The sequence below is a fragment of the Phyllobacterium sp. OV277 genome (assembly GCF_900104355.1).
GTDB lineage: Bacteria > Pseudomonadota > Alphaproteobacteria > Rhizobiales > Rhizobiaceae > Phyllobacterium.
The window spans coordinates 42,858-54,832 of record NZ_FNIY01000013.1; the positions used below are offsets into that span (position 1 = coordinate 42,858).

Below are 11,975 nucleotides of genomic sequence, written 5' to 3' on the forward strand. Positions count from 1 at the left end.
AATCAGCTGCGCGTTACCCGGTAAGCCATACCAATTGCTTCCGGTGTCACAGGCTCAAAGCCGAATTTTGCATAGAGATATTTTGCCGGACCGTCAGCGACGAGACTGACATAAGCCCCCTCCTGCGCTTCCGCATCCAGATATGCCTTTAACGCTGTCATGATCTTTTTGCCAAGCCCGCGTGCCTGATGATCAGGGTCAACGGCAATATCCACCACCTGATAAAAACAGCCGCGATCGCCGACGATACGGCCCATGCCGACAGCCATGCCATCCAGTTTGATGGTCACACCGCAAATCGTATTCGGCAAGCCTATAGCCGCCGCTTCCCTGCTCTTTGGGCTCAGGCCCGAGATCAGACGCAACCGGCAGTAATCGTCAATGGATGGCGTTTCCATATGAACTGAAAAATCGGACTCACTGCGGCGCATCATTGTCTCCCATGCTGATTGCGCTCTTGCTTTAGCTGAATCGGCCAGACGCGATCAATCGCTTGATGTGCCAAAAATATTGCAGGTTCGTGGTTCGACAAGCTCACCATGAGGGAGAGTGATGATGAAAGGGAGCCAAGATTTGCTACATTGGTCACCATCTTTGCAACCCACCCCTCTCCCTCATGGTGAGCTTGTCGAACCACGCGCGATTGGTTTGCAACTTTTGCAGATAACAACGTTGCCCCCATGAGAATAGGCAATCAGCAGCATATACTTAGCCGGAGAAATAAATCAAACATGGGCTCTAAGGCCCCCGCCCATAAATCTGGTCAGCGCGTTTTTCAAAGGCTTCGGTGAATTTCCTAAAGGCAATATCGAACATCGATCCCATCAAAAAACCGAGTGTGCGGCTTTTGAATTCATAATCGATATAGAATTTTACCTCGGAATGCTCAGGATTGCCCAATGGCACGAACTGCCATTTATTGTCGAGATAACGGAAGGGGCCATCGATATATTTGGTCTCGATGACCTTCTCATCCGGCTTGAGCAGAACCTGGCTGGTAAATGTCTCGCGGATAAGTTTGTAGCCAACAGTCATATCGGCAATCAGCAGGGTCTTGCCATCCCGCTCCTTGCGCGAGCGTACTTTCAGGCTCTCGCACATGGGCAGAAACTGCGGATAGCTTTCCACATCGGCGACCAGATCAAACATCTGCTCGGCCCGATGCACCACGGGGCGTGTCGTATCGAATTTCGGCATTCAGTTAGCTTCTGTTGGCGTGCAGCGCCTCGCGTGCAGCCTTCAGCTTGGCAAAATCGTCACCCGCATGGTGCGATGAACGGGTCAGCGGGCTCGATGCAACCACAAGGAAACCCTTGGTCTTGGCAATCGTCGCGTAGGATTTGAATTCATCCGGCGTGACATAGTTGAGAACCGGGTGATGCTTGCGCGTTGGCTGCAGATACTGGCCAATGGTCATGAAATCCACATTGGCAGAACGCAGATCATCCATAAGCTGCAGAACTTCGTTCCGCTCTTCGCCAAGACCGACCATGATGCCGGATTTGGTGAAAATTGTCGGATCAAGTTCCTTCACCCGCTGCAACAGGCGGATAGAGTGGAAGTAACGGGCACCCGGGCGCACTTTGAGATAATTGGACGGCACGGTTTCGAGATTGTGGTTGAACACATCAGGACGCGCAGCAACAACGATCTCCAGAGCGCCATCCTTGCGCAGGAAATCCGGTGTCAGGATTTCTACAGTGGTGCCGGGTGAAATCTCGCGGATTGCGTTGATGACGTCGGCAAAATGCTGGGCACCACCATCGGGCAGATCATCACGATCAACGGAGGTGATAACAACGTGGGTCAGACCCATCTTCTTGACGGCCTTTCCGACATTTTTAGGCTCGTTCGGATCAAGCGCCGTCGGCAAGCCTGTTGCAACATTGCAGAACGCGCAGGCGCGTGTGCAAATCTCGCCCATGATCATGAAGGTCGCGTGCTTCTTGTCCCAGCATTCACCAATATTGGGGCAGCCAGCCTCTTCGCAAACCGTCACGAGATTGTGCGAACGGACGATATCGCGCGTTTCCGAATAGCCCTTGGAAACAGGCGCCTTGACGCGAATCCAATCCGGCTTCTTCAGAAGCTCCGTATCCGGTCGATGCGCCTTTTCAGGATGCCGCAGGCGCCGTTTTTGATCGATCGTATCGAGAACCGTTACCATCACAATGTCCTAGTTTGAGGATCTGGCTTTGCCAAAAATCCACAGAATGATAATTGCACCAGCAGTCGCAACGATCAGATTTCCAAAAAAGCCGTAAAAGTTGAAATTCAACAATCCGGCAAGTGTGCCACCGACGAAAGACCCGGCAATACCAACAAGAATATTGGTGAACAAGCCGTGATTTCGGTTCATCGCTTTCTCAGCGATATATCCTGCGATGAAACCGATGAGCAGCATTCCGAAGAAACCGACCCCTGGCATGCTCATGATACTGACTGGTTGATCTGTCATCTCTGCTCGCTCTATCGTCCTGACGCAATTGCAATGGCACGAAACACCAGAGCCCATATAACACCGAAAAGAAAACCGCCCAACCCGCAGGCCACAGTCACTGTCCAGACACCGGCCCAACCGCCAATGGCCGTGCCATTGATGGATATGGTGTTGCCGGAAAGCAGACTCAAGGCGGATGCGGCAAACCCCAGCCCAAAGCCGATCAGTGTCGACCATTTGAGGATTGCCCATGACAGGCGAATCCAGGGTTTGCTATCCTTGATGGTGACCAACGGGCCGGTAATCCTTTCACATATCAGGCGTTCAAAACGCGTCCATAGGCATCCAGCACGCTTTCCTTCATCGTCTCCGACAATGTCGGATGCGGGAAGATCGTATGCATCAGTTCTTCTTCGGTGGTTTCAAGGTTCATCGCGACGACAAAGCCCTGAATGAGTTCAGTGACTTCCGCACCAACCAGATGCGCGCCCAAAAGCTGACCCGTTTTCTTGTCGAAAACCGTTTTCACCATGCCCTGATCTTCACCAAGCGCAATCGCCTTGCCATTGGCAACGAAGGGGAAGCGGCCGACGCGGATATCGTAGCCTTCGGCTTTGGCCTTGGCTTCTGTCAGACCAACGGAAGCAACCTGCGGGTTGCAATAGGTGCAGCCCGGGATCTTGGCCTTGTCCATCGGATGGACATTCGGCAATCCGGCGATTTTTTCCACGCAGATGACAGCCTCGTGCTCGGCCTTGTGCGCCAGCATGGGCGGACCAGCCACATCGCCAATGGCATAAACGCCGGGAACATTGGTCTTGCCATAGGGATCGATGACAATGCAGCCGCGATCCGTCTTGATCCCAAGCGCTTCAAGGCCAATATTTTCAATATTGCCCTGAACGCCGACAGCCGAAACCATACGGTCAGCGGTGATCTTTTCGACCTTGCCATCCTTCTTTTCCACATGGGCGGTGATCGAGTTGGCTGATTTTTCAACCTTGGTGACCTTGGCATCAAGGATGATCTTCATGCCCTGCTTTTCAAACTGCTTGCGGGCGAAGTTGGAAATCTCCGTATCTTCGACAGGCATGACCTGCGACATCACTTCGACCACAGTCACATCAACACCCATGGTGCGATAGAACGAGGCGAATTCGATACCGATAGCGCCCGAGCCCATGACCAGCAGCGACTTTGGCATTTCTTCCGGCTTCATCGCCTCGAAATAGGTCCAGATCAGCTTGCCATCCGGCTCGATACCCGGCAGCGCGCGGGGACGGGCGCCGGTTGCAATGATAATGTGTTTTGCCGTGTAGGTGCCCTCGCCCAAGGCGTTCTTGGGCAATGGTGCCTGCGGCTCCATCGGCTTCTTGGTGGTCTTGGAAACGATGATTTCACCCGGCTTGGTCAGCTTGGCTTCGCCCCAGATGACATCGACCTTGTTCTTCTTCATCAGGAAGCCGACGCCGCCATTCATCCGCTCGGCAATGCCGCGCGAGCGCGCGACGATTGCCTTGAGGTCAGCTGTTACGCTGCCTTCGATCTTCAGGCCGTAATTCTTGGCATGTTCGGCATAGTGAAAGATTTCGGCCGAGCGAAGCAGCGCCTTGGTGGGGATACAGCCCCAGTTGGAGCAGATACCGGCAAGATGCTCGCGCTCCACAATGGCGGTTTTCAATCCCAGCTGCGCGGAACGGATGGCAGCGATATAGCCGCCCGGACCGGAACCAATGATGATCACGTCGTAATTATTGGCCAAGACTCGGGTCCTCCTAAGACTGAACTAAATATCGAGTATGCCTCGAACGATTGGTGCAATGGCTTTGCCGATTGCCCGTGTATTGTCTCTATCCAGATGCACGCCATCGACAGGCGATGTTTTTGCCACCGATCCCGCATCGAAAAAGCCGCAAGCGGCCTCTTTGGCGGCATCGTCATAATAGGCTGAGAGCAGGCGCGACTGCTCTATACCCTGCTCGAACACCAGCCTGAATTCCGGCCCGCCTGCCTCACCCAGTGCTGGCGGCGACATGATCAGGATATCAGGTGCTTTCACACCAAGCTGGTAAGGCGCAGTGCGCACAATTTCGATCAGCCGCTGCATACCGCGCTTGGTGCCCAATGCATTGCCGCAGATAAATGTCTTCATGTCGTTGGTGCCGAGCATGATGATGACCAGATCAAGCGGGAAATGCGTGCCAAGCGCCGTGGTTAGCGTCTTGGCAGCATTGCGCTCAAATCCTGAAAGATGATCATCGAAGGCGGTTGTCCGCCCGTTCAGACCATCGGCAACAATATTCACGTTGCTGCCAAGCTCCGCCTGCAATACCTGCGGCCAGCGGTCCTCCAGCGCATGACGCCCTGACCCGTCAGGGATATACCCCCAGGTCAGAGAATCGCCATAGCAGAGAACCGTTTTCATCGGCGGCCTCAGACCAGCATGCCCATCGGGTTTTCGATGTGGCGCTTGAAGGCCTGCGCAAGCTCGGCACCCAAGGCTCCATCGACGGCGCGGTGATCGGTCGACAGCGTCACGGACATGACCGTGGCAACCTTGATCTCACCCTTCTTGACGACGGCCCGCTCCTCACCCGCACCGATTGCCAGAATGGTGGCATGTGGCGGGTTGATGATGGCGGCAAAATCCTTGACGCCAAACATACCGAGGTTGGAAACAGCCGTTGTACCGCCCTGATATTCCTCAGGCTTCAACTTGCGATCACGCGCGCGCTTGGCCAGATCCTTCATCTCGTTAGAGATGGTGGACAGGGTCTTTTCTTCGGCCTTGCGGATGATCGGTGTGATCAGTCCGCCGGGGATCGAAACGGCAACACCCACATCGGAATGCTTGTGCTTGACCATGTTGGCTTCGGTCCAGGATACGTTTGCATCCGGCACGTCGCGCAGGGCCAGAGCCATCGCCTTGATGATCATGTCATTGACCGACAGCTTGTAGGCTGGGACATCGCCCTTTTCGGTCTTGCGCATTGGCGATGCCGCATTGATCTGCGCACGCAGCGCCAGAAGCGCATCGAGTTCACAATCAACTGTCAAATAGAAATGCGGAACGGTTGATTTTGCTTCGAGCAGGCGCTTGGCAATCGTCTTGCGCATGCCGTCATGCGGCACCAGCTCGTAGGAACCTGCCTCAAACAGTTTTAGCACCGTGTCATCAGACATAGGCTTCGGCGCTGCTGCCGGTGCAGCGGATGCTGCGGCGGCAGGCGCGGCTGCCTTGGCGCCACCGCCAGAGATTGCTGCTTCAACGTCCTTCTTGATCACGCGGCCATGGGGGCCGGAACCCGTAACGGCAGCCAGATCAATCCCGGCATCCTTGGCTATGCGGCGTGCCAGCGGTGACGAGAAACTGCGGTCGCCAGACTTTGCTGGAGCAGCAGCAGCCGGGGCTGCTGCAGGTGCTGGAGCGGCTTCTGGCTTCTTTTCTTCCTTGGGCGCTTCGGCTGTCGCTGGAGCAGTTGCAGCCTCTGCCTTGGCGGGAGCAGCGTCACCGCCACCCTTGGCAGCAGCAGCAACATCTTCGCCCTCGCCTGCCAGAATGGCGATCAACGCATTGACCTTGACGCCTTCAGTACCGGCAGGAACGACGATCTTGGCAACAGTGCCCTCATCGACAGCTTCGACTTCCATCGTTGCCTTGTCGGTTTCGATCTCGGCAATCACATCGCCGGGACCAACCTTATCGCCTTCCTTGACAAGCCATTTGGCGAGATTGCCCTCTTCCATCGTGGGAGAAAGCGCCGGCATGGTGATATTGATCGGCATATCGATTTCCTCCCCTTTACGCTGTGTATGTCACAGCTTTGACGGCCTCGACGATTTCAGCAATGTTCGGCAATGCCAGCTTTTCCAGATTGGCGGCATAGGGCATCGGAACATCCTTACCGGCAATCGTCAGGATTGGCGCATCGAGATAATCGAATGCCTGCTGCATGACGCGGGTGGCAATTTCCGTACCGACCGAAGACTGCGGATAGCCTTCCTCGATGGTCACGCAACGGCCGGTTTTCTTCACCGATTCCACCACAGTTGGAATATCCATCGGGCGGATCGTGCGCAGATCGATGATCTCCGCATCGATGCCAAGCTTTGTCAGCTCTTCCGCGGCTTTGACCGTATAGTTCATGCCAATGCCGAAGGAGACGAGCGTAACATCCGTGCCCTTCTTGTGGATGCGGGCCTTGCCGATCGGCAGGACGAAATCATCAAGCTTCGGCACATCGAAGGAATGACCGTAGAGGATTTCGTTTTCGAGGAAGATAACCGGGTTCGGATCGCGGATTGCAGCCTTGAGCAGACCTTTCGCGTCGGCAGCCGTATAGGGCATGACGACTTTCAAGCCCGGAATCTGGCTGTACCATGCGGCATAGCACTGGGAGTGCTGAGCACCAACGCGGGCAGCCGCACCACTTGGACCACGGAACACCATCGGTGCACCCATCTGGCCACCCGACATATAAAGTGTCTTGGCTGCCGAATTGATGATCTGGTCGATTGCCTGCATGGCAAAGTTGAAGGTCATGAACTCAACAATCGGACGCAGGCCGGTCATCGCAGCACCCACACCCACACCGGCAAAGCCGTGTTCGGTAATCGGTGTATCGACAACGCGCTTTGGACCAAATTCGTCGAGCAATCCTTGCGTGATCTTGTAGGCGCCCTGATATTCGGCGACTTCTTCACCCATAACAAAGACGTTGGGATCACGGCGCATTTCTTCGGCCATGGCGTCGCGCAGTGCTTCGCGCACAGTGGTCGAAACCATTTCAGTGCCTGCCGGAATATCCGGATCAGCGGCAACTTCAGCCTTTGGTGCAGCCGGAACGGTTGCAGCAGGCTTTTCAGCTGCGGCTTCCTGCTTTGGTGCTTCTTCCGTCTTGGCAGGCGCTTCGGCAGCAGCAGCCTTTGGCGCGCTGGCAGCATCGGCGCTTTCGCCTTCGCCAAGCAGAACGGCAATGACCGTGTTGACCTTCACATTGTCGGTGCCTTCGGCAACGAGAATTTTGCCGATTGTGCCTTCATCGACAGCTTCCACTTCCATCGTCGCCTTGTCGGTTTCGATTTCTGCGAGAACGTCGCCGGAAGTGACCTTGTCACCTTCCTTAACAAGCCATTTCGACAGTTTGCCCTCTTCCATGGTCGGCGAGAGCGCTGGCATCAGAATATCTACAGGCATGATCGCGCCTCCCTTAGAGCAGAATGTCGGTGTAGAGCTCGGATGCATCCGGCTCCGGATCGGACTGGGCGAAATCCGCTGCATCAGCAACGATATCGCGCACATCCTTATCGATGTTCTTCAGGTCGTCCTCGGTGGACCAACCTTTTTCGATCAACCGGTTCTTCACCTGCTCAATGGGATCGTGTTCGGAGCGCATTTTCTGCACTTCGTCCTTGGAACGGTATTTCGCCGGATCAGACATGGAGTGACCGCGATACCGGTAAGTCTGCATTTCCAGGATCATCGGGCCTTTGCCAGAGCGCGCCCATGCCGTGGCTTCCTCGCCAGCTGCCTGAACCGCACGGACATCCATGCCGTCAACCTGAATACCGGGAATGTTGAAAGAAATGCCGCGACGGGAGAAATCAGTTTCGGCCGAAGCGCGGGAAACCGAGGTGCCCATGGCGTAGCGATTGTTTTCGATGATGTAGATGACAGGCAGCTTCCACAACGCCGCCATATTGAAGCTTTCGTAAACCTGACCCTGGTTGGCAGCGCCATCACCGAAATAAGCCAGAGATACATTGCCGTTTTCGCGATAGCGATTGGCAAAAGCGAGGCCAGTACCGAGCGAGACCTGCGCACCGACGATACCGTGACCGCCGTAGAAGTTCTTCTCTTTCGAGAACATATGCATGGAGCCGCCCTTGCCCTTGGAAAGGCCGCCGCGGCGTCCGGTCAACTCAGCCATCACACCCCGGGCACTCATGCCGCAGGCCAGCATATGGCCATGGTCGCGATAACCGGTAATCACCTGATCACCCTCGATCAGCGCTGCCTGCATACCGGTGACAACAGCTTCCTGACCGATATAGAGATGGCAGAAACCACCGATAAAACCCATACCGTAAAGCTGACCGGCTTTTTCTTCGAAACGCCGTATCAGCAGCATCTCGCGGTAGGCTTCGAGCTCTTGCTCTTTTGTGAACTGGATTGGTTTTGGTGCTTTGACAGCAGAGGTCTGCGCGGGACGCGCAGGGCTTTTTTTCGCCCTCGTAGCCATATCTCACTCCCTGTTATTTTGTCTGGTGACAATAGCAGCAGGAGCAGAACTTACAATATGCAGATTTGAATAAGAGCTATGCAAATAAGATGTTCAAAATGCACAATAAAAGGTGAATTAACCGGATATCAGTTAATAGTCAAATCGCCGGAGCCACGCATGATTGTGACTTCATCCGGCCGCGAAACATTCAGCGCTTTGCGGGCTTGTTCATCCAGCATATCCCGCTCAATTGTCCCATCATGCATAAGTTGCACCTCCCGTTCAAGCTCTATGCGCGAAGTCTTGACGGCATCGTATTGCGCACGCAGCAGCTGCGTTTGCTCCTGCAGCTTGATCGTGGAGTAAAGACCATATTCGCCGTGATAGGCGTGGAAACCGAAATAGGCGAAAAACATGGTTGCAAGGATCGGCACGACAAGCCGTCCGCGATTGGTTTTCCGTCTCTGTTTTGTCCACATGGCAATGACCCGAAGGAATGCGGAATCAGGTCATCATGGCCTGATTAATCACACGGCCATAAAACAATGTTTTGCTTAACAGGCGATTAAATTCGGGTTTTGATTGAGGTGATGGGAGGCTGCGGAGGGGCTGCATGAATGTGGTTCGTGGTTGGTGGTTCAACAAGCTCACCATGAGGGAGCGAGGTGATGAACGGGAGTCATTTTCTGCAACGTTGGCGATTATCGTTGCAGACCTCACTCTCCCTCATGGTGAGCTTGTCGAACCACGAACCAAATCCATGCAGCCATCAATTTAAAAAAAATCACACCAACTTATCCAACACCATCCCACCTCGCTTATTCTGATGGTGTCCTTTCCGGCGGGAATGCTCCGGAAACTTTCTGAAGTCAGGAAAGGATCGGTGATTTCGTCTGCGGGGAGAACCCAACCGCAGGGGAAGCGGTTTTATCTCACAAGGGTAAAACCAGTCATCGGGACGGGCGATCCGGGAGTTTTCTTGGTTGAAACAGGAAAATCTCTGGGGAACGCACCAACTACACTACCCATAAAGACACCCGCGTTCCCTTTTGGATCGCCCGTCTTTCCCACCTTTTCAATAGCCAGACGCGAAAGCGGGTGTGGTGATGAGGAGGTACATTCCGTGACTGCAATGTTGAGGATGTATTCACCCCTCTCTGTCCTGTCGGACATCTCCCCCACAAGGGGGGAGATCAGCCTTCAATACTATCTTGCACAATCTGCAACGATTCCTGTTGTGCAAAGGCGTTGATGTCAATGTGATCTCCCCCCTTGTGGGGGAGATGCCTGACAAGGCAGAGGGGGGTGAGCGCCGCCGCTGCGTGGTTCGTGGTTCGACAAGCTCACCATGAGGGGCTTGGGTGGATGTAACGATAATCGCCAAAATTGCAGATCATAAAGGCCGCAGAATTTAGCACCCCTCATCCTGAGCCTGTCGAAGGGCGGACCACAAACCTCACATCAAACAAAAAGGGCGCCATCTCTGGCGCCCTGATGCAAAAGCAAATCCTTATCAGATGCTGCGGAAGATGCTGCGACCCGCATAACGGGCCTGCGGTCCAAGTTCCTGCTCGATACGGATCAGCTGATTGTACTTGGCGACCCGGTCCGAACGGGCAAGCGAGCCGGTCTTGATCTGTCCGCAATTGGTGGCAACGGCGAGATCGGCAATCGTTGAATCTTCCGTTTCACCCGAGCGGTGCGACATGACAGCGGTATAGGCCGCACGGTGCGCGGTATCCACGGCATCAAACGTCTCCGACAGCGTGCCGATCTGGTTGACCTTGACGAGGATCGAATTGGCCACACCCATCTTGATACCATCGCGCAGACGCGCCGAGTTGGTAACGAACAGATCATCGCCAACCAGCTGGCATTTGTCACCAACCAGATCCGTCAGATATTTCCAGCCTTCCCAGTCATCTTCGGACATGCCATCTTCGATGGTGATGATCGGGTAATCGGCAACCAGCTTGGCAAGATATTTTGCCTGTGTCTTCGGATCACGGGTCTTCTTTTCCCCCTCATAGACATAATTACCGTCCTTGAAGAATTCGGTGGCAGCACAATCCAAACCAATGGCGATTTCTTCACCCGGCTTGAAACCGGCCTTTTCAATCGACTCAACGATGAAGTCGAGCGCAGCCTGCGCGGTCTTGAGATTTGGAGCGAAACCGCCCTCGTCGCCGACATTGGTGTTATGACCGGCATCCTTCAGACGCTTCTTCAGCGTGTGGAACACTTCCGAACCATAACGCACGGCTTCGGCAATGGACGATGCGCCAACGGGAAGGATCATGAATTCCTGAAAATCGATCGGATTATCAGCATGCGCACCGCCATTGATAATGTTCATCATCGGAACGGGCAGGACGTGGGCGTTTGGTCCGCCGAGATAGCGATAGAGTGGCTGGCCGGATGCTTCGGCAGCAGCCTTGGCAACAGCAAGCGATACGCCCAGGATGGCATTGGCGCCGAGACGGCCCTTATTCGGTGTGCCATCCAGATCAATCATGGTCTTGTCGATATGGATCTGGTTTTCAGCGTCGAGGCCACCAATGGCATCAAAAATTTCGCCATTGACCGCATCAATGGCCTTCTGAACGCCCTTGCCGAGATAGCGTGTGCCGCCATCGCGCAGTTCAACCGCCTCATGTGCACCTGTCGATGCGCCTGATGGTACGGCAGCGCGGCCGAGAGAGCCGTCTTCGAGAATGACATCGACCTCAACAGTCGGGTTCCCGCGACTATCCAGAATTTCACGGCCAATAATATCGACAATAGCAGTCATAAGGCTTTTCCTTCAATTTACATTGGGCAGCATTCGCAACTGGAATAGCGAATGAAGATGACAAGGAAAATCCCCATTGAGACGATTTGTCGATCAAAACAGAAAAAAGGCCGTCAGAGACGACCTTTTTCCAGAATAGACGGTACAGCCGTCACAAAAACTGCTTACGCTGCTTTGTAATAGGAAACAGAGAGATCGCGCGCCTTGCGCCCGTCATTCTCCGTCAATTCCTTGATTGTGTGGGTCGGCGCCTGTTCCAGCTGGGGCCGCGTGAATGGCACGACGTATCCATCATTATTGGTATCATAATCCAGCATGGACCATGGAACAGCATGATATTTTTCGCCAATTCCAAGGAAACCGCCGAAGCCAACAACGGCAAACATGATTCCATCGGCTGATTTGTCCAGCATCACGTCTTCAATTTCGCCGATCTTTTCACCGGTTGTATTGTAGACATTCGTACCAATAACGCGTGTGGCACGGATCGCTGTTGTATGACCTGAATTGGTTGGCATTT

13 protein-coding genes are annotated in these 11,975 nt (G+C 54.3%); all 13 read right to left on the reverse strand.

What is annotated here, in order from left to right; genetic code table 11:
• Nucleotides 1-2: 2 nt before the first annotated feature.
• Entirely contained in the window at nucleotides 3-434 is a 432-nt protein-coding gene (locus tag BLU05_RS24120) for a GNAT family N-acetyltransferase (protein ID WP_348271774.1), read from the reverse strand.
• Nucleotides 435-738: 304 nt separating this feature from the next.
• Nucleotides 739-1,197, reverse strand: a complete 459-nt coding sequence (locus tag BLU05_RS24125; protein WP_091886026.1) for a type II toxin-antitoxin system RatA family toxin — start codon at nucleotides 1,195-1,197, stop codon at nucleotides 739-741.
• Between the two features lie 4 nt (nucleotides 1,198-1,201).
• Nucleotides 1,202-2,167, reverse strand: coding sequence for a lipoyl synthase (lipA, locus tag BLU05_RS24130; RefSeq protein ID WP_091886029.1), 966 nt, complete (start codon nucleotides 2,165-2,167; stop codon nucleotides 1,202-1,204).
• 9 nt (nucleotides 2,168-2,176) lie between these two features.
• Nucleotides 2,177-2,434: a GlsB/YeaQ/YmgE family stress response membrane protein gene (locus BLU05_RS24135; protein WP_244518522.1), complete on the reverse strand. Its 258-nt coding sequence runs from the start codon at nucleotides 2,432-2,434 to the stop codon at nucleotides 2,177-2,179.
• A gap of 35 nt (nucleotides 2,435-2,469) precedes the next feature.
• A complete protein-coding gene (locus tag BLU05_RS24140; protein ID WP_091886153.1) occupies nucleotides 2,470-2,667 on the reverse strand; it encodes a hypothetical protein in 198 nt (65 codons plus the stop codon).
• Between the two features lie 89 nt (nucleotides 2,668-2,756).
• A complete protein-coding gene (gene lpdA / locus BLU05_RS24145; RefSeq protein WP_091886035.1) occupies nucleotides 2,757-4,202 on the reverse strand; it encodes a dihydrolipoyl dehydrogenase in 1,446 nt (481 codons plus the stop codon).
• A gap of 24 nt (nucleotides 4,203-4,226) precedes the next feature.
• The gene (locus BLU05_RS24150; RefSeq protein ID WP_091886040.1) at nucleotides 4,227-4,865 is read right to left on the reverse strand and encodes an SGNH/GDSL hydrolase family protein; all 639 of its coding nucleotides are present in this window, start codon (nucleotides 4,863-4,865) and stop codon (nucleotides 4,227-4,229) included.
• 8 nt (nucleotides 4,866-4,873) lie between these two features.
• The gene (locus BLU05_RS24155; RefSeq protein WP_091886043.1) at nucleotides 4,874-6,226 is read right to left on the reverse strand and encodes a pyruvate dehydrogenase complex dihydrolipoamide acetyltransferase; all 1,353 of its coding nucleotides are present in this window, start codon (nucleotides 6,224-6,226) and stop codon (nucleotides 4,874-4,876) included.
• Between the two features lie 16 nt (nucleotides 6,227-6,242).
• A complete protein-coding gene (locus tag BLU05_RS24160) occupies nucleotides 6,243-7,637 on the reverse strand; it encodes a pyruvate dehydrogenase complex E1 component subunit beta (protein WP_091886046.1) in 1,395 nt (464 codons plus the stop codon).
• A 13-nt stretch (nucleotides 7,638-7,650) separates the two neighbouring features.
• A complete protein-coding gene (pdhA, locus tag BLU05_RS24165; protein WP_091886049.1) occupies nucleotides 7,651-8,682 on the reverse strand; it encodes a pyruvate dehydrogenase (acetyl-transferring) E1 component subunit alpha in 1,032 nt (343 codons plus the stop codon).
• A gap of 128 nt (nucleotides 8,683-8,810) precedes the next feature.
• Nucleotides 8,811-9,143, reverse strand: a complete 333-nt coding sequence (locus BLU05_RS24170; protein ID WP_091886052.1) for an FtsB family cell division protein — start codon at nucleotides 9,141-9,143, stop codon at nucleotides 8,811-8,813.
• Nucleotides 9,144-10,177: 1,034 nt separating this feature from the next.
• Complete coding sequence (gene eno / locus BLU05_RS24180) at nucleotides 10,178-11,455, reverse strand: phosphopyruvate hydratase (RefSeq protein WP_091886058.1); 1,278 nt, start codon at nucleotides 11,453-11,455, stop codon at nucleotides 10,178-10,180.
• Nucleotides 11,456-11,619: 164 nt separating this feature from the next.
• Complete coding sequence (locus BLU05_RS24185) at nucleotides 11,620-11,973, reverse strand: PRC-barrel domain-containing protein (protein WP_091886061.1); 354 nt, start codon at nucleotides 11,971-11,973, stop codon at nucleotides 11,620-11,622.
• Nucleotides 11,974-11,975 lie beyond the last annotated feature (2 nt).

Bases quoted from the DNA above. Each gene is read 5' to 3' on its own strand.
- BLU05_RS24135 (WP_244518522.1), bottom strand. From the start codon at position 2,434: ATGAGCATGCCAGGGGTCGGTTTCTTCGGAATGCTGCTCATCGGTTTC.
- BLU05_RS24155 (WP_091886043.1), bottom strand. From the start codon at position 6,226: ATGCCGATCAATATCACCATGCCGGCGCTTTCTCCCACGATGGAAGAG.
- BLU05_RS24185 (WP_091886061.1), bottom strand. From the start codon at position 11,973: ATGCCAACCAATTCAGGTCATACAACAGCGATCCGTGCCACACGCGTT.
- pdhA (WP_091886049.1), bottom strand. From the start codon at position 8,682: ATGGCTACGAGGGCGAAAAAAAGCCCTGCGCGTCCCGCGCAGACCTCT.
- BLU05_RS24160 (WP_091886046.1), bottom strand. From the start codon at position 7,637: ATGCCTGTAGATATTCTGATGCCAGCGCTCTCGCCGACCATGGAAGAG.
- BLU05_RS24150 (WP_091886040.1), bottom strand. From the start codon at position 4,865: ATGAAAACGGTTCTCTGCTATGGCGATTCTCTGACCTGGGGGTATATC.
- BLU05_RS24170 (WP_091886052.1), bottom strand. From the start codon at position 9,143: ATGTGGACAAAACAGAGACGGAAAACCAATCGCGGACGGCTTGTCGTG.
- eno (WP_091886058.1), bottom strand. From the start codon at position 11,455: ATGACTGCTATTGTCGATATTATTGGCCGTGAAATTCTGGATAGTCGC.
- BLU05_RS24120 (WP_348271774.1), bottom strand. From the start codon at position 434: ATGATGCGCCGCAGTGAGTCCGATTTTTCAGTTCATATGGAAACGCCA.
- lipA (WP_091886029.1), bottom strand. From the start codon at position 2,167: ATGGTAACGGTTCTCGATACGATCGATCAAAAACGGCGCCTGCGGCAT.
- BLU05_RS24125 (WP_091886026.1), bottom strand. From the start codon at position 1,197: ATGCCGAAATTCGATACGACACGCCCCGTGGTGCATCGGGCCGAGCAG.